Here is a 16,792-nt window from a genome sequence, read left to right on the forward strand (position 1 = left end):
CTCACTCTCGTGGAGTACACGGTCAGGTGGAACCCCGCCCGGCGGCACTTCGCCTGCCCCCATCCGGACACCTCCACGGACGGTCGAATCCCCACCTCTACCGTACTGACGCCCCTTTCCAGGTATGGGCGCCCCCCAAACCACGTTCGGCCCCCAGGGTCGACCGCACGTCGCGGTGATCGCCGACACGCCGCGCGGCGTACCCCAGGGGGTATCCTGAACGGCACAGCGCGGTGAGGAGCAGGCATGCAGATCGACCAGGACGCCCTCGGCGACGTCATCAAGCGGCTGCGGCGCGCCGAGGGCCAGATCCGCGGCGTGATCGCGATGATCGAGGACGGCCGGGACTGCGCGGAGGTGGTCACCCAGCTCGCGGCCGTGTCCCGGGCGCTCGACCGGGCCGGCTTCAAGATCATCGCCACCGGGCTGCGGCAATGTGTCACCGCGGAGGCGGACGACCGGGAGCCGGCGATCGACGTCGCCCAGCTGGAGAAGCTGTTCCTGTCCCTGGCCTGACGACTCCCTGGCCTGACGACTCCCTGGCCTGACGACTCCCTGGCCTGACGACGCGACCTCAGCCGGCGGCCGGGTGGAGCAGGGTCTGGGTCACCACGAACGCGGCGATGACGAAGACGACGTAGGCGAACCAGCGGCGCAGCCGGTCGGCGGGCAGCCGGGTGGCGACGCGGGCGGCGGCCAGCGAGCCGATGATCGCCGCGGCGGTGAAACCAGCCGCGATCCTGTAGTCGACGGTGGTGTCGCCGGCGTGCGCGACGAAGCCGGCCACCGAGTTGATCACGATGATGACCAGGGACGTGCCGACCGCTGCGGTCATCGGCAGGCCGAGCAGCAGGACGAGGGCGGGGATGATGAGGAACCCGCCGCCGACGCCGAACAGGCCGGTGAGGAACCCGACGGCGACGCCGGCACCGACGGACTTGGGCAGGCAGCCGCGCCAGTTCACCCCGCCGCTGGGCAGGGCGCAGTCCCCGCCCTCGCCGCCCGGCCGGCGCAGCATCCGTGTCCCGGCGGCGACCATCATGACCGCGAACCCGATCAGCACGATCCGAGGGTCGAGCAGCCGGTTGACCGCGGCGCCCGCGAACGCCGACACCGCGCCGGCGGCGCCGAACACGGCGGCGATGCGCCAGCGCACCTGTCCGGCACGCAGCCGGGGCAGCACGGCGGCGGCCGAGGAGAGGCCGACCACGAGCAGGGAGGTCGGCACCGCCGCGCGCAGCGGCAGTCCGACGCCGTAGACGAGGGCCGGCACGGCCAGGATCGAGCCGCCGCCGCCGAGCAGGCCGAGCAGGACGCCGATCACGGCGCCCAGGCCGAGTGCCGCGATCATCGTGGGCCCCTCTGCGGGATCGGCAGGTCGCCGGCGGCGCCGCGCGGGGTGTGCCCGCCGCTGTCGCCGGCACGGCCGGCCGCTTTCCTCGTGGCGGTCACGGCCGGTCGGCGGCCAACGACCTGATGACGCTGTCCAGGTCGGTGCGGGGGCCTCGGTTGTAGGGCAGCTTGGCCAGCAGCATCCCCATCACGCAGGTGCCCGACAGCGCGGCGACGGTCAGCCCGGCGCCGACGAGACCGGCGATCCACTTCACCGGCGCCGCCACCACGCTGAGCAGGACCGCGACGAGCACGATCGAGCCGGCGACCAGCCGGACCTGGCGTTCGAGGTCCCAGCGGGCCCGGCCGCGGCGAACCGGCCCGCCGGCGGCCTGCCAGGCGGTCATCCCGCCGTCGAGCACGCGCAGGTTGGGCAGCCCGGCCGCGGCGAGGGCCTGTTCGGCCTGGCCGGCCCGCTGTCCGGAACGGCAGACCAGGACGACCTGTTCGTCGAGGTGGGCGAGCAGTTCGTCGCGGTGCTCGCGGAGCAGGTCGAGAGGGACGTTGTAGGAGCCGGGGATGTGGGCGGTCTCGAACTCGCCCGGGGTGCGCACGTCGATGAGGCGGGGCGGGCCGCCGGATTCCACGAGGTGGCGCAGGTCGTCGACGGGCAGGGTGGAGGTGTTGGCCACGATCAGCTGTCTTCCTTGTCGGTGGTGACGGTGGGCAGGCCTGCCGCAGTGGCCTGCGCGTAGGCGTCGTCGATGTGCACGACGCGGCGGCCGGCGCGGACGAGCAGGCTGGTCGCTGCCGCCGCCCGGTAGCCGGAGCCGCAGTGCACCCAGATCACCCCGTCAGGCACGGCGTCGAGGCGGTGCGGCAGGTCGGGCAGCGGGATGTGCGCCGCGCCGTCGATGTGGCCGGCCCGCCACTCGTTGCTCATACGCACGTCGAGCACGACGTCGGGGGCGGGCAGTCCGTGCGGGGGACGGCCGTCGCGGGCGGCGGCCAGGTCGGCGAAGGTGGCGGTGGTCAGCTCGCCCAACCGCGCGGCGTCGCCGCCGGCCAGCTGCCGCGGGGTGCCGGTGGCCGCGGCGGCGGGGCGGTCGATGCCGATCCGGGCCAGTTCCCGCTGTGCGGCGGCGACCTGCTCCGGTGACTCCCCGAGCAGGGTGATCGGGGCGCCCCACGGGGCCAGCCAGCCCAGCCAGGTGGACATCGGTCCGTCCAGGCCGAAGCTCAGCGTGCCGGTCAGGTGCTGGCGGGCGAACGCCTTGCGCGAGCGCAGGTCCACCACCCACTCCCCCGCGGCGATCCGGGCACGCAGCTCGTCGGCGCCGGCGGGCCGGACGGGGGTCAGGTCGATCGCGTCGGCGCCGTCGGCGTTGCGGGCACCCATGTGGGCGTAGTACGCGGGGTAGGCGTCCAGCCCGGCAAGGGTCGTGGAGACGAAGTCGTCGGCCTCCAGCCGCAGCACCGGGTTGGCGGACCGCTCCCTGCCGATGGTGGACTCCGACGCGTCGGACTGGGTGGCCGAGCAGAAGCTGCCGAACCCGTGCGTAGGCCACACCTGCGCACCGTCGGGCAGCAGGTCGGCCAGCCGGCGGGCGGAGGCGTGCTGATGCCGGGCCAGGGTGTGGGCGTGCTCCTTGCCGAGCAGGTCGGTCCGGCCGGTGGTACCGAACAGCAATGATCCGCCGGTGAACACCCCGACGGGTCCGGTCGGGCCGTGCAGCACGTACGACAGGTGGTGGAACGTGTGTCCCGGCGTCGCCACCACGGCCAGCCGTAACCGCCCGGACACGGTGATCTCGTCGCCGCCGGTCACTGCCACCCGGTGGAAGGCCACCGCGTCGGCCGCCGCCACCAGGTACGCCGCGCCGGTCACCTTCGCCAGGGCCAGCCCTCCGGAGACGTAGTCGTTGTGCAGATGGGTCTCCACCACGTGCGTGATGCGCACGCCGAGCCGGCCGGCCAGCGCCAGGACGCGGTCGATGTCGCGCTGCGGGTCGACCACCACCGCGACCTGGCCGTCGTGGGCCAGGTAGCTGCGGTCACCCAGGGACGAGGTCGCCACGACCTCGACGTCGATCGTCATTGCTGTTGTCACCTTTCGTCGTTGCCGGGTGTCTCCGCCGGCGGCCTGCGCACATCCAGCGGCACGCCCGACCGGGCGCCGCGGTCCCGCAACTGCCCGACGCTGTGCTCGCGAACGGCCAGCAGAACTCCTCAAAGATACCCTCGGGGGTATGTGTGGAACGTACGCCCGCCTTGGCTCCAATATACCCCCGGGGGTATCCGACGGCGTGTGGAGATCGTCACCCTCGGCGGCATCCCCGCACCTGGGCGCGGTGCCGCCGGCGCTGGAGGCCGGCGGAACACGGCCCGGAGCGGCCTGCTACCGGCCCGTGCTCCCGGCGTCGTACCCGTCGGGGGTGACCAGGCCGTTCTGGTAGGCGAAGACCACCAACTGCGCCCGGTCCCGCGCACCGACCTTCGCCATCGCGCGCGCCACGTGGGTCTTCGCGGTGAGCGGGCTGACCACCAGGCGGACCGCGATGTCGTCGTTGCTCAGTCCGGCCGCGACGAGTTGCACCACCTCCCGCTCCCGGGCGGTGAGCAGGGCCAGCTCCGGCGGCTCGGGCCTCCGCCTGGCCGCGGGCCGCCCGGACTGGACCGAGCGTCGGATCACCGCCCGGGTGACGCTCGGCGACAGCAGCGCGTCGCCCCGGGCCACCACGCGCACCGCCTGCACCAGTTCGTCCGGGTCGGTGTCCTTGACCAGGAAGCCGCTGGCGCCGGAGCGCAGGGCGGCGAACACGTCGTCCTCCTCGGCGAACGTGGTCAGCACCAGAACCCGGACCCCGGACAGCTGGGCGTCGCCGGTGATCAGTCGCGTGGCGGTGACACCGTCCACATCGGGCATCCGGATGTCCATCAGCACGACGTCCGGGCGCAGCTGCCGGGCGAGCGCTACCGCCGTGCCTCCGTTGCCGGCCTCGCCCACGATCTCGATGTCGGGCACACCCTCCAGCAGCGCCCGGAAGCCGGCCCGCACCAGGGTTTGGTCGTCGACGAGCAGCACCCGGATCACGACACCCCACCTTCCGGCGCCTGCGGCGCATCCCGAGGCAGTATCGCCCGGACCTGGAAGCCGCCGCCCGGCCGGGGACCGGCCGTCAGCCGTCCACCCAGCATCTCGACGCGTTCCCGCATGCCCTGCAGGCCGCGCCCACTGGGAGGTGTACCGCCCGTCGCGTCCAGCGGTGCGGCACCGGCGTCGTGGCCCGGCCCGTCGTCGCGTACCTCGACGGTCACCGACTCGGGCGTCGCCCGCAGCAGCACCTCGGCGCCGGCCCGCTGCCCGGCGTGCCGCAGCACGTTGGTCAGCGATTCCTGCAGCACCCGGTACGCCACCTGATCCACCGGTCCCGGCAGCCGCTGGTCGGCGAGGTCGCCGTCCACCTCCACGCGGAGCCCGGCGGCCCGTACCGCGGCCAGCAGGTCGGGCAGCCGGTGCAGGCCGGCGTCCCGGTCCGGCAGGGCGGCCGGATCCGCGGCCGGATCATCGGAACGCAGCACGCCAAGGGTGGCCCGCATCTCGGTCAGCGCCGCCCGGCCGGTGCCGCGGATGGCCTCCAGCGCCTCCCGGCTGCGCTCCAGGTCTCGGTCCAGCAGCTGCAGCGCGGCGGCTGACTGCACGGTGATGGTGGCGATCGCGTGCCCCACCGTGTCGTGCAGGTCCCGGGCGATCCGCAGCCGCTCCTCGCTGACCCGCCGGCGCGCCTCCAGCTCACGCTCCCGGTCGGCGCGGGTCAGCCGGAGCCGCACCTCGGCGGCGTACGCGGCCCGGCTGCGCATCAGCGCGCCGAGCAGGATCGCCACCGCGATCGTCGCGGCCTGCGGCAGGAACGCGGAGAGCACGTCCAGCGCCGGCGTCCTCCGGTGCGCGATCAGCGCGATGGCACCGGCGCTCAGGAAGAACACCGGCACCGACACCGCCCACCACAACCGCCCGGCGCGGGTCGCGTCGTACAGGGGCACCGCGAGCACCAGTCCCGGCGGGAAGCCCGGATAGTTGAGGGCGTAGAACAGCAGCAACACCGCCGCGACCACGTACAGCACGACCGTCGGGTAGCACCGGCGCACCAGCAACGGCACCGCCATCGCCACCCCGAGCGCGTACGCGAACCAGTCCCGATCGACCGAACCCACTTCGCGGCCGGTCGCGATCGCGATCTCGTCCGCGACCAGCACTGCGAGCACGATCCCGGCATCGACCATCCAACGCCGCGACAACGGTCCGCCCCTCAACACGCGCCCACGGTAGCCGCCCGGGCCGGTCCGCCGGCGGCCCGCCACAGGAACACCGCCAGCACCAGCATCCACGTGACGAACAGGCCGACACCGAACAGGGAAGAGCCGCCTTCGACGGTCCGGCCGAGCACGCTGAACGTCGATCCCAGGGCGAACACGCCGGCCGCGACGAGCCCGCCGGCGCCGAGCCACCTCGGCAGCAGCCCGGTACGAAGCACGCTGAGGGAGACCACGGCGGTGAGCGCGGCGATGCTCCACACGACCGGCGTGCGTCCTTGCAGCTGGTTCAGTGCCAGCACCGCCGACAGGTCGGCCGCGTCGGCGGCTCCGACGAGCGCGGTCTCGGCGGCCTGGGACACGAACCCGAGCGCGACGAACACCGTGCCGATGATCGTGGTCGCGGTGGCAAGCGTGTCCTGACCAGCCTTACGTATGACCGGGGCCAGGGCCGCGACGAACACGACCGCCGCCAGCAACGCCGCGCCGACGGCGACCTCGCCGGCCACCAGCGCCGACCGGTGCGCCACGTTGAACGCGGCGACAGCGGCGGGGGTGTCCCCGTCCGGACCGAGCCCTTGCAGCAGCCGATGGACCACGTAGAACACGTCGAAGCCGAATGCCCCGAGGGCAGCCGTACGCAGCGCGCGGCGGCCGGTGACACCGGCGGTCATGCCGGACGAGGAAGTGCATGCGATGGACATGCCACGAGACTGTCGCAACCGGCCGCCGCGATCGTCCGCCGGCTGGAGACAGTCGGGGAAGCGGCTACTGCGCCGGCGTACTCCGCTGGGAGTACGCCGGCCCGCGTGGGTGCCCGCACCCGCCTGAACAGCAGCCGTCCGCCTGCGATCACCTCGAAGAGGACCGGGGCCGCGCCGGCCATAGTGGGAGGACGAGGCCGTACCTTGGTCGGATCAAGAGGATCGTGTACGTAGGAGTCCCGCCGACCTGCCGCCCGTCGCAGCACGGTGCAGCTGCAGCCCTTCGGCGTCGCCGGTCGCGGCGTAGGTGTGCAGCGACGCCATCAGGCGCGCGAGGTTGGGTGGGCAGCAGGCGCAGGTGTACCACGGCAGCCGCTGCCCGGGGGCGTCCTCGTCGTCGCCGTCGTGGCCGGTGCGCAGCTGCAGCGGGTTGGAGTAGAAGAACGCGGTGCCGTCCAGGGCGGTGCCGGCGGCGATGCCGTTGTACAGCAGCCGCTCCATCTCCTCGGCGTAGCGGGCCTTGCCGGTCGCCAGCAGCAGCCGCCACGCCCAGTGGAAGCTGCCGATCGCCGCGCACGTCTCGGCGTACGCGCGGTCCGGCGGCAGTTCATACGGGTCGCCGACGCCTCGTCACGGTGCCGGGATCCCTGCCCGCCGGTGATGTAGGTCTTGGTCATGACGGCCGAATCCCAGAGCCGCTCCGCGGCTTCCAGCAGCTTGGCGTCGCCGGTCTCGACGGCGACCCCGTCCACGGCCAGCGTGCCCTGCCCTGCCGCCTCGTCCCCCGCGCCTCCACCGCCGTCGTGGCTCCCCCCGGCGGCGCCGACCGCTGACCGCCCGGATCAGGGGGCGGCGCGGACGACGATGCGGACGGGTTCGCTGTAGGCGATCCGGCCGTAGGCGCTGAGCTTGGGCTGGGCCCAGAACTCCCCGGGTGGCGTCCCGACCGGGACGGTGACCGGGAACTCGACGCTCAGTGTGGACCCGGGCGCGACGGTGAAGCCCTGGATCGGCTCGTCCGTCAGCGGCCAGATGTAGTGCGGGGTGATGAGCTGGGCGTGTCCCCGCAGCGGCGTACGCAGGTCATGGCTCACCCGCACACGGACGTGACCGCGTGCTCCCGGGGCCAGGGTGAGCTCCGTGACGTCGGCGCGCGCGTGCAGCAACGGTCCCGGCGCGGGCCGTCCCACGGGCACGACGAGGGTGTCCTGGAGCTGCTGGCCCTGGTGGGTGATGCTCGCCGCGACCGCATACCAGCCGGGTTCGGCGCCGTCGGGTGCCGTGACGGTGACCGGCACGCTGACGTGGCCATCCGCGGCGACGGTCACGGACCTCGACCGGGGGGTGGCGGTCCACCCCTCCGGCGCCTCGACGAGCAGCTCGCCGTCGTAGCCGGCGTCGGTGTCGTCGCAGACGATCTGCGCGCACAGCCGCACGCCGTCCCCTGACCGGTCGTCCGGCCGGAGGGTGAGCGTGACCGGCAGGTTCCCCATGGGGGCGGGGCCGCAGTTGTGCAGCCAGTAGCGGGTGAACACGGGCTGCACCGGTTCGGTGGCCGCCGCGAGCGCCGTCCCGCCCCGTTCGGCGCGAGCCGGTGACAGGGCCAGCGACGTGATCCGGTACCCCTCGACGTCCAGCCGCAGCTGCCGGCCGTCGTGCTCGACGGACGCGCCGGGGCGGTCGAGCAGGTCGGCGGTCGCGGCCGAGGCGATACCGGCGGCGAGGCGGATCGCGACGCTGCCGGAGCGGCCGTGTGGCTCGTAGCCGCGGACGATCAGGCTGTCGCACGCGTCGGCGGGCACCGTGGAGCCGGTGGCGAGCGGCTCCCCCAGCGGCTTGACCGTGGTGACGACGAAGTCCCCGGCGGGCTCGACGCTCAACAGGGATCCGGTGGCCGGCAGCGCCCCGTCGCCGGCCGGTGCGGCGGTCGCGGCGAGCGGATGGTTGACGGACTCGCCGGCGGCGACGAACCCGGCGGCACGCCATCCGCCGGCACCGCTCACCAGGTGGTACTCGAAGCGCCGGCTGGTGAGGTGCTGGAAGCTGCGCCCGCCCGGCGCGTTGAGGTCCGGGAAGTTGATCGCGGTTCCGGTGGGCCAGCCCGTGCTCGCGCGGGTCAGCGACATGTTCAGCGTGCCGTCGGGCTCGACCGCGAAGCCGGGGGTGCCGCGGTTGAGCAGCGCGACGGCGTAGTCCTCGACGGCTGCCTCGTTGTGGTGCAGGCCGGACGGCTGCGTGACGTCGACGTTCGCGTCGCCGAGGTCGTCGAGGAGCTCGGTGAGGGCCTGCCGCTCGGCGTCCGCGTCGGTGCCGGCGATCAGCAGGACGGGCAGGTCCCGGATCGAGCGCACGTCGGCGCCCGGCTGCCAGACCTCGCGCAGCGGCCGCTCTGCCGGGATCCAGAGGCGGGCCGTGCCGGTGGCCGCGAGCTGCGTGGCCAGTTCGGCGGCGTACGGCGCCGGCGCCCGGTCGAGGAGTTCGGCGACGAACCCGTTGCGCTGCGGGGTGCCGACCGCGACGCGGCAGTCGGGGAGGTTGGAGTCGGTGTCCAGCGCGCCGTACCGGTTGCCCGTCGCGTTCGTGACGGTGGCGGTGACACCGGCCCGGGCCAGCGCGACGGCGAGCCGCCGGGTCGAGGGCCGGCCTTCGTCGCCGTCGGGGACGACGAGCTCGGCGATGGACACCGCACGCGAGCGCTCGGAGCGGCCCTGTGGAGCGTGCAGACGTACAGTCAACGCCGCGCCGAGGCCGAACCACTGGTGCGCGGTGTTGTCCAGGGTCCGGGGGTGCTCCGCCGCGTCGGCGTCGAGCAGGGCGTAGCCGCGGCCGATGACGGCGGCGGCGGTCTCGCTGACGGGCATGCCGCCGGGGACGTCGCAGGGCACGCGCACCCGCAGGAGCCGGTCGGTGGCGGCGAACCCGTCGATGTCGGTGGCGAAGTCGATGCGGTCGATGCCGTGCCACAGGGTGCTCTGCTGCGTGTAGCGGCATCCGTCGACGTCCGCGGTGGCCGTGATGCGCTCGCCGATCGGGCAGCGTTCGACGGTGACGGTCGCCGCGGTGTCCGTGCTGCGCCAGGCGACGGCGTGCGGGAGCAGGTGCCACGGGCCTTCGCCGAACTCGGGGTGGTCGCGGTGCTCGGCGACGCAGACGAGCTCGTTGCCGACCCGGCCCGGCGGGAGGAGGTCCCGGCCGGCGGCGAGGTCGGTGATCTCGGTCAGTGCGCCGCCCCGCGCGGGATCCGCACGGACCCGGTAGCGGTCGTTGGCGATGCCGGTCGCGTCTACGACGTGCCACGTGGACGCCGACGGCCGCGCGCCGCCGGGCAGCAGGCGGTAGGTGCGGTAGCCCATCGACGGCACGTCGCGGGCGACCCACCGCAGCAGCGCACGGCCCGGCCGGCCGTCGGCGGCGGGCGTGAGGGCCTCGGTGAGGTACGGGACCGGGACCCCGCCGTCGTCGGTGAGCGTGACGCCCGCGGCCGGGTCGAGGTCGATCTCCAGGCCGACGGTGTCCGTCCGGGGGTGCGCGAGGGGGTTGAACACGACGACGGCCGCGCCCTCCCCGCGGGTGTCGACGTGCCGGGTCAGGTGCCGGCGGGCGGACCGGTCCACGTCGGCGGCCAGGTCGTGCGCCTCGCGCCAGCCGGCGACCAGGTCGAGGTAGACCTGGTCGGACTGGGTGCCGGTGACCGCGTCGTGGTGCGCGCCGAACAGCAGCAGCCGCCACGCCTTGTCGACGGCCGCGGCGGGGTAGGCGGCGCCGTGCAGCGCGGCGAACGTGGCCCACTTCTCGGCGTCCAGCAGGAGCGTCTCCACCAGGCGGTGGGCCTGCTTGGTGTCGATCGCGGTGACGTCCTTGCCGGTGTAGATCGGGTTCATGTCGCGGGTCTGTGGCGTGGCGTGCACGCCGCTCGCGGCGAGCTCGTCCCGCACGGCGGCGAAGAAGTCGCGCGGCAGGCCGTACCGCAGCCGCACCTGCGGGAATCGCTGCTCCCAGGCGGCGTGCAGGTCGGTGACCCAGCGCATGGGAGGGCTGAAGTCGCTGCCGAGCGGGATCATGACGTTGCGGGTCGCGGCGGCCGGGCTCAGCTGGGTGAACAGCTCGTGCAGCTCCCCCGCCGCGGTCTGCGGGTCCTGGGCGGCGTCGAGGCTGAAGCCGGCCGAGTAGTGCCCGGCCATGTAGTGGGTGAGCAGGCCGTCCCCGCCGGGCGACACCCATTCGAACTCGGTGGGGAACTGGACCGGCGCGAACGGCTTGCGATGCTCGCGGATGTTCCAGCTGGTCAGCATCGGCCCCCACTGGTGGTAGGGGCCGCGGGCGAACGCGATCGAGGTCAGCCCCGCGCCGGCCATCACCTGCGCGAACTGCGGATCGTGGCCGAAGACGTCCAGCTGCCACGCGGTGGCCGGGACTCCCCCGACGACGTGCCGCTGGAACCCGGTGCCGTGCACGGCGTTGCGGATCGTCGTCTCGATGCCGGTGAGGTTGGTGTTGGGTTCGTTGTAGGTGCCGCCGACCAGCTCCAGGCGGCCGGCGGCGATCAGTCGCCGGATGAGCTCCCGGTCCTCGGGATAGGTGTCCCAGTACGGCTTGAGGTAGTCGACCTCGGCGAGGATCACGCTGTACCGCGGATCCTCCTGGATCTTCGCCAGGTGCGCCTTGACGAGGCTGAACGCGCTGTGCCCGGGCCAGGCGTAGCGCGCCTGGCCCTCGTCGTCGGCCTGTTGATCCTGCGGTTCGTCCCACGTCTGGGTGTACGCGGACTGGGTGTTCCACCACACCGGGTCGTAGTGGAAGTGCGGGATGAGCCAGACCGTCCAGGTCACGCCTTCACCGCACCCTGCATGATCCCGCCGATGATCTGCTTGCCGAGGAAGAGGAACACCAGCAGCACGGGCGCCGTGCTGATCAGGGTTCCGGCGAGCACGAGCGAGTAGTCCATGTAGTAGCCACCGGCCAGTGTGGACAGTGCGACCTGGGCGGTCGGGTTGCTCTGGCCCAGGGCCAGCAGCGGCCAGAAGAAGTCGTTCCAGGCGTTCATGAAGGTGAACAGCGCGAGCACCGCGGCGACGGGCCGCGCCGCCGGCAGCACGACGTGCCAGTACAGCCGGTGCGTCGAGCATCCGTCCATCCGGCCGGCCTCCAGCAGCGCGTCGGGCAGCGCGTCGGAGAGGTACTGGCGCATCAGGAAGACGCCGAACGCGGAGGTGGCCGCCGGGACGATGACCGCCTGCAGGTGCCCGGTCCAGCCCAGCCACTGCGACATCATGATGTACAGCGGGATGATGCCCAGCTGGACCGGCACCATCATCGTCACGAGCAGGAACCCGAGCAGGGCGTTGCGGCCGCGGAACTTGAGCTTCGCGAACGCGAAACCGGCCAGCGTGCTGGTGAGCACGACGCAGACCGTGACCACGGTCGCGACGATGATCGAGTTGAGCAACGCGAGGCTGAAGTTCGCCTGGGTGTACGCCCGCTGCAGGTTCTCCCACAGGTGGCTGCCGGGCAGCAGCCGGGGTGGCCAGGCCCCCGCCACGGAGTTGTCGTTGGATGCCGCGACCACCGACCAGTACAGGGGAAACGCCGACACCGCGGCGATGAGCCCCAGCAGCAGGTAGGTCCTCTTTCCGGCGCGGCGCTGGGCCGGCGCCGCGGTCCGCCCGCGGACCCGGCGGCCGCCGGTCATGGCACGGGAAACCGGGATCAGGGTCGTCATGAGGAGCTCCGAATACGTCGGGACAGCAGGTAGTTCACGCCGACCGCCAGCACGATGATCATGAACATGGCCCAGGAGACCGTGGCGGCGTAGGAGTACTTGCCATGGGTCCAGAACTGCTCGTACACGTACATGGCGAGGGTCTGGAACTGGCGGGAGTCGCCGCCGGTCGGGCTCATGCCCGGGTTGAACATCAGTGGTTCGGTGAACAGCTGGATCGTGCCGATGGTCGACATGATCACGCTGAAGATGATGGTCGGGCGCAGCGCCGGGACGGTGATGGTCCGGAACTTCCGGAACTGGCCGGCGCCGTCGAGGTCAGCCGCCTCGTAGAGGTCGTCCGACACGGCCTGCAACGCGGCGAGGTAGATCAGGGCGTTGTAGCCGGTCCAGCGCCAGGTCAGGATGACCGCCAGCGCCACCCACGACTGCCAGGTGCCCGCCTGCCAGTCGACCTTGCCCAGGCCGAACAGGCTGAGCACCCAGTTGATCAGGCCGACGTCCCGCCCGAACAGCTGGGCGAAGATCACGCCCACAGCGGCCACCGAGGTGATGTTGGGCAGCAGCACCCCCATCCGCAGCAGGGTGCGGCCTCGCATCTTGCGTTGCAGCAGGTGGGCGATCCACATCGCGAGCAGCAGCTGCGGCACGGTGCCCAGCAGGCCGATCACGGCGGTGTTGCGCAGCGCGTTCCAGAAGAAGTCGTCATGGATGAGCCGCACGAAGTTGCCCAGCCCGACGAACGTGTCGTCACTGCCGGGGATGTCCCGGTTCCACTGGGTGACGGCCATCCAGCCGGTGTAGAGCAGCGGGAACAGCCCGAACGCCGCGAACACCACGAAGAACGGTGCGATGTAGAGGTACGGGGTGCCGCTCACGTCGAACTTGCGGCGCAGGCTCGGCCACCGCTCGACCTTCTCCGGCGGCGCGGCCTCCGGTCGCTCGGGCAGCACCGGTGGGGGTGCGATCACTGCCATCAGGCTCGTCGTTCCTTTCTACGGCTCGGTGGCATTCGCGACGTCCTTGAGGACCTGGCGCCACGACTGTTCGGGTCGCTGCTTGCCCTTGTCGACCCGGTTGATCCCGAGGCCGATCAGCGGGCCGATGTCGCCGTCCTTGGGGCCCTGGTACTGCGGCCGCAGGGTGCTCGCCGACTCGGTGAAGATCCGGCCGGTGGGCGCGTCGTTGAAGAACGCGTTGGTGTTGCCGAGCACCGCGGGGTCGTCGTACAGCGCGGCCTGGCTGGGCAGGTGGCCCTGGGTGCGGAAGATCCAGCTCGCCTGCTCGGGTGCGGTCAGGAACCTGGCGAGCTCGGCGGCCTCCTTCCGGTGCTTGCTCTGCTTCGGCACGGTCAGGAACGAGCCACCCCAGTTGCCGCTGCCGCCGGGGATCTTGGCGATGTCCCACTTGCCGCTGGTCTGCGGCGCGTTCTGCTTGATGGTGTCGGTCATCCACGCCGGGCAGGCCACGGTGGCGAACGATCCCCGCTGGAACCCGGCGTTCCACTGCTGGCTGAACGTCGCCAGCTTCGCCGACTGGCCCGCCTGCACGGCCTCGACCGCGAGGTCGAACGCCTCCTTGACGGCCGGATTGTCCGACACCACCACCTCGTTGTCGGCGTTGGTGTAGCCGACCGGAGCCTGGTTGATGATGGCGTTGAAGACGTTGGAACCGGAGTCGAACCACGCGACGCCGTCGGGCGCGTTGGCCTTGAACCGTTTGCCGGTCGCGATGTACGACTGCCAGTCCGGCCACAGCGCGGCCACCTCGTCGCGGTCGGTCGGCAGGCCGGCCTGCGCGAACAGGTCCCGGCGGTAGCACATCGCCAGGCCGCCGACGTCCGCCCCCAGCCCCATCAGGCTGCCGTCGGGGCCGGTCGCCTGCTGCGACTTCCACGCCAGCCACTGGCCCGGGTCGGCGCCGTAGTCGCGGAAGTCGACGAACTTGTCGGACATGACCTTGAACTGCGAGATGTAGCCGCCGTCGATGGCCTCGATGTCGCCGGTGCCCGATCCGCCCAGCAGGTGCGCCTGCAGGTTCTTGTGGTGGTCGTCGTACGAGACCACGTGCTCGACGATCTTGACGCCGGGATGGCTCTGCTCGTACTTGGTGTACAGGTCGCGGTAGCCCATGTCGCCGAAGATCTCGACCACGAGCTGCGTCTGGCCCGGCTTGGCGGCACCACACGCGCCGACCGAGGCGACGAGCGCCAAGCAGCCCAGCATCAGCGCGGTCAACGCTGCGGGCCTGCGGGTACGCATCGGATCTCCTTCAGGTGTTCGGACTGCTGGCAGGATCGGACGCGAGGAACGCAGCGCGCGGTAGCGCCACACGACAAGTGCGTCATCGAATCCGGGATCGGCCGAGGGCCGTCGCCGGCCCGGTCGACCCGGGCACGGGCGCGAGGCCGCGGCGGAGGCGCTAGCAGGACGACGGCTTCGTGCAATGCGGTCACAGCGCAGTGCACCCGGCCTTCGCGGCGGCGGTTGACGCCGGCCGCAGCGAACTCCGCGGGAACGGCACCAACTGCCGGAAACCCTAGCCCGCTCGCTTTACGCCTGTAAAGACCGAATTAAGGAAAACTTTAGATTTGTCCGCTTCACAACTATTGCGCATTCAAGTTCGAACACCGTCAAGGAACCGCCCGAACAGCGGACTGCGTGCGGCTACTCGGCCGTCAGGAAGTTCTCGAACGGCCGTCCGGCCGGCCAGGAACGGGGATGTGGGACCAGGGCGGGACCGTCAGGCTCAGCATGAGCTCCCGACACCGACGGTAGGAGTTGTATGGCCGGGGTCCGTCCGCGTCGTTTCCGGTGGGGTGTCGTGGCGCTGACCGCCGGTGTTCTCGCGCTCGGGGCCGGGGCGGCCTGGTTCCTGCTCCGCGACACCACACCCGACCCGGCACACGTCGCGCTCCCGCCGGCCACCGCGTCGGACGGGGCGGTCCGCGCCTACTTCGCCGGCGACGGCAAGCCGCTGCTCGACCTGCTCACGGCGACGGCCGACCTGCCGGACAAGAACACCCGCGCCGCCTGCACGGACATCGCCGCCGGTCTGGACCGGCTCGGCGGGCCCCGCGTCCTCGGCTCGAAAGCCGGCGAGGTGCCGGATCCCGGCATCCGCGACGCCGCCGTCAACCACGTCGCCGCGGTCGGTGACTACCTCGCCGCATGCGGATCCGGTCGCCCGCTGGCGGAACCGGCCGAGTCGGCGCACTTCTCGGCGACCGTGCTCCGGCGCCTCCTCGATCGCGAGAACGTCCGGTGACGCGCCGGCTCCCTCCCCGCCGGCTCGCGGCGGCCGCGGTCGCGGTGCTGGCCGCCGCCGCGGTTGCCGTCGCCACGCCCGCGCGGGCCGCGCCGGCAGGGTTGGGCAACGTGTCGTGGCTTGCCGCCGGTGACTCCTACTCGTCCGGCGAAGGCATCGCCGGCACCGGCGCGGGCACGGACACGTGTGCGCAGTCGACCCTCGCGTACGGACCGAAGAGCGCCGAGATCCTCCGCGGGCAACGCGGCTGGACCGTCACGCCGCTCGCGTTCACCGCCTGCACGGGCGCGACCCTGCACGAGTTCTACGGCGGCGGAGGCGGCTCGAACAACGGGCACGGGCCGCAGTGGGAGCAGGCGCTGCGCAAGCAGCCGGCCGGCAAACGGTTCGACGTCGTCACCATGTCCTTCGGCGGCAACGACATCGACTTCGCGTCGACCCTGCAGGGCTGCCTGGACGCGCCGGTGCTCGCCGACACGTGGACGGACATCGTGCTCAAGGAGCCGGTCGGCGACGCGCCGTGCGACGTCACGTACGACACCGTTCGCAAACGCATCGACGCCCTGCTCGCCGGCGACTCGTTCACCAAGCCCGGCACCGGATTCGGTACCGCTGGAAAGCTCAGCCTGGCCGAGTTCTACGCCCAGGTCGCCAACCAGACCCTCACGAAGCGCGGCACGCTCGTCGTGGTCGGCTACCCGCGCCTGTTCGCCCCGGCCAACGAATGGGGTGCCTGGCGCAACGGTCGCTGCAACCTGATGCAGGCCGCCGACACGCAGATGCTGGGGCGCGCGGCCGAATACCTCGACAACGCCCTCCGCCAGGCCGTGGAACAGGCCCGGGGACGAGTCACCAACGGCACCGTCGACTACGTGTCGCGCTTCGACCTGTTCCACCAGAACGGCGAGTCACACGAGCTGTGCTCGGGCCGCACCGAATACCTCAACGGCATGAGCGTCGGATTCCGGGACGGTTCGCTGCGCGTCATGCACGCCTTCCATCCCAACGAGATCGGCCACCAGGTCACCGCGGAGTACGTCGCCGGTCGGGTGGCGTACACCCTCGACCCGCCGCCGGCCCCATCCGCGCCGGCGAGCAACACCGCCGCGGCGGCGGCCCGCCCGTCCGCCTCACCGATCGGCGACGGCACCAGCCACTGGAACGTGGGCGACGCCTTCCGGTCCCACTGCGTCGTGGCATGGCCGACCGCGCCGGTACGCACCACCCAGTACATCCAGATGCGCATGAGCTGCCAGGGCGTTCCACAACAGTTCCTCTTCGTCGACGTGGTCTACCCCGACCCGAAGCTGAACGTGACCCCGTCCACCGGATCGATGCTCGTCGAGGGCAAGATCGCCGATCTGACCCAGTCGGAGTACGGCTTCCGCACCGTCGTCGTCCAGGCCTCACGCATCGTCCTGCCCTGATTCCACGTGGACCACCCCGGGCGCAAGAT

The 16,792-nt window shown here is 72.2% G+C and carries 14 protein-coding genes and 1 pseudogene; 3 read left to right on the plus strand and 12 right to left on the minus strand.

Features of this window, described 5'->3' with window-relative positions:
• Positions 1 to 246 precede the first annotated feature (246 nt).
• Complete coding sequence (locus AB0I21_RS48225; RefSeq protein WP_344513859.1) at positions 247 to 516, plus strand: metal-sensitive transcriptional regulator; 270 nt, start codon at positions 247 to 249, stop codon at positions 514 to 516.
• A gap of 58 nt (positions 517 to 574) precedes the next feature.
• Here the strand turns inward: AB0I21_RS48225 and AB0I21_RS48230 are convergent, their stop codons facing one another.
• From AB0I21_RS48230 to AB0I21_RS48285, 12 genes and pseudogenes are all read right to left on the minus strand, one after another.
• Positions 575 to 1,351 carry a sulfite exporter TauE/SafE family protein gene (locus AB0I21_RS48230; protein WP_360571340.1) on the minus strand — a complete coding sequence of 259 codons (777 nt, stop codon included), beginning with the start codon at positions 1,349 to 1,351 and terminating at the stop codon, positions 575 to 577.
• A 97-nt stretch (positions 1,352 to 1,448) separates the two neighbouring features.
• The gene (locus tag AB0I21_RS48235) at positions 1,449 to 2,024 is read right to left on the minus strand and encodes a rhodanese-like domain-containing protein (RefSeq protein ID WP_360571342.1); all 576 of its coding nucleotides are present in this window, start codon (positions 2,022 to 2,024) and stop codon (positions 1,449 to 1,451) included.
• A gap of 2 nt (positions 2,025 to 2,026) precedes the next feature.
• A complete protein-coding gene (locus AB0I21_RS48240) occupies positions 2,027 to 3,430 on the minus strand; it encodes an MBL fold metallo-hydrolase (protein ID WP_360571344.1) in 1,404 nt (467 codons plus the stop codon).
• A gap of 300 nt (positions 3,431 to 3,730) precedes the next feature.
• Positions 3,731 to 4,426 (minus strand): response regulator transcription factor, encoded by a 696-nt coding sequence (locus AB0I21_RS48245; RefSeq protein WP_360571346.1) that lies wholly within the window; start codon positions 4,424 to 4,426, stop codon positions 3,731 to 3,733.
• Positions 4,423 to 5,598: a sensor histidine kinase gene (locus AB0I21_RS48250; protein ID WP_360571348.1), complete on the minus strand. Its 1,176-nt coding sequence runs from the start codon at positions 5,596 to 5,598 to the stop codon at positions 4,423 to 4,425. Before AB0I21_RS48250 ends, AB0I21_RS48245 begins: the two co-directional genes overlap by 4 nt.
• A 44-nt stretch (positions 5,599 to 5,642) precedes the next feature.
• On the minus strand, positions 5,643 to 6,350 hold the full coding sequence (locus tag AB0I21_RS48255; protein ID WP_360571350.1) for a DUF4386 family protein: 708 nt from the start codon (positions 6,348 to 6,350) through the stop codon (positions 5,643 to 5,645).
• A 213-nt stretch (positions 6,351 to 6,563) separates the two neighbouring features.
• Positions 6,564 to 6,956 carry a beta-L-arabinofuranosidase domain-containing protein gene (locus AB0I21_RS48260; protein ID WP_360571385.1) on the minus strand — a complete coding sequence of 131 codons (393 nt, stop codon included), beginning with the start codon at positions 6,954 to 6,956 and terminating at the stop codon, positions 6,564 to 6,566.
• A gap of 74 nt (positions 6,957 to 7,030) precedes the next feature.
• Positions 7,031 to 7,102 (minus strand): annotated as a pseudogene (locus AB0I21_RS48265) (hypothetical protein); the annotation flags it as partial.
• Between the two features lie 90 nt (positions 7,103 to 7,192).
• Positions 7,193 to 11,179, minus strand: coding sequence for an NEW3 domain-containing protein (locus AB0I21_RS48270; RefSeq protein WP_360571352.1), 3,987 nt, complete (start codon positions 11,177 to 11,179; stop codon positions 7,193 to 7,195).
• A complete protein-coding gene (locus AB0I21_RS48275) occupies positions 11,176 to 12,069 on the minus strand; it encodes a carbohydrate ABC transporter permease (RefSeq protein WP_360571354.1) in 894 nt (297 codons plus the stop codon). Before AB0I21_RS48275 ends, AB0I21_RS48270 begins: the two co-directional genes overlap by 4 nt.
• The gene (locus AB0I21_RS48280) at positions 12,066 to 13,046 is read right to left on the minus strand and encodes a sugar ABC transporter permease (protein WP_360571356.1); all 981 of its coding nucleotides are present in this window, start codon (positions 13,044 to 13,046) and stop codon (positions 12,066 to 12,068) included. The genes AB0I21_RS48275 and AB0I21_RS48280 overlap by 4 nt, the downstream gene beginning before the upstream one ends.
• Before the next feature lie 18 nt (positions 13,047 to 13,064).
• Entirely contained in the window at positions 13,065 to 14,330 is a 1,266-nt protein-coding gene (locus tag AB0I21_RS48285) for an extracellular solute-binding protein (protein WP_360571358.1), read from the minus strand.
• A 523-nt stretch (positions 14,331 to 14,853) separates the two neighbouring features.
• Here AB0I21_RS48285 and AB0I21_RS48290 point away from each other — a divergent pair.
• Entirely contained in the window at positions 14,854 to 15,336 is a 483-nt protein-coding gene (locus AB0I21_RS48290) for a hypothetical protein (RefSeq protein ID WP_360571359.1), read from the plus strand.
• Positions 15,333 to 16,763 (plus strand): SGNH/GDSL hydrolase family protein, encoded by a 1,431-nt coding sequence (locus AB0I21_RS48295; protein WP_360571361.1) that lies wholly within the window; start codon positions 15,333 to 15,335, stop codon positions 16,761 to 16,763. Before AB0I21_RS48290 ends, AB0I21_RS48295 begins: the two co-directional genes overlap by 4 nt.
• Positions 16,764 to 16,792: the final 29 nt, after the last annotated feature.

Source organism: Dactylosporangium sp. NPDC050588 (genome assembly GCF_040654975.1).
Lineage (GTDB): Bacteria > Actinomycetota > Actinomycetes > Mycobacteriales > Micromonosporaceae > Dactylosporangium > Dactylosporangium maewongense.

What these genes read in the sequence shown, in the direction of transcription:
- AB0I21_RS48225 (WP_344513859.1), top strand. Translation starts at nt 247, where the DNA reads ATGCAGATCGACCAGGACGCCCTCGGCGACGTCATCAAGCGGCTGCGG.
- AB0I21_RS48230 (WP_360571340.1), bottom strand. Translation starts at nt 1,351, where the DNA reads ATGATCGCGGCACTCGGCCTGGGCGCCGTGATCGGCGTCCTGCTCGGC.
- AB0I21_RS48240 (WP_360571344.1), bottom strand. Translation starts at nt 3,430, where the DNA reads ATGACGATCGACGTCGAGGTCGTGGCGACCTCGTCCCTGGGTGACCGC.
- AB0I21_RS48255 (WP_360571350.1), bottom strand. Translation starts at nt 6,350, where the DNA reads ATGTCCATCGCATGCACTTCCTCGTCCGGCATGACCGCCGGTGTCACC.
- AB0I21_RS48275 (WP_360571354.1), bottom strand. Translation starts at nt 12,069, where the DNA reads ATGACGACCCTGATCCCGGTTTCCCGTGCCATGACCGGCGGCCGCCGG.
- AB0I21_RS48280 (WP_360571356.1), bottom strand. Translation starts at nt 13,046, where the DNA reads ATGGCAGTGATCGCACCCCCACCGGTGCTGCCCGAGCGACCGGAGGCC.
- AB0I21_RS48285 (WP_360571358.1), bottom strand. Translation starts at nt 14,330, where the DNA reads ATGCGTACCCGCAGGCCCGCAGCGTTGACCGCGCTGATGCTGGGCTGC.
- AB0I21_RS48290 (WP_360571359.1), top strand. Translation starts at nt 14,854, where the DNA reads ATGGCCGGGGTCCGTCCGCGTCGTTTCCGGTGGGGTGTCGTGGCGCTG.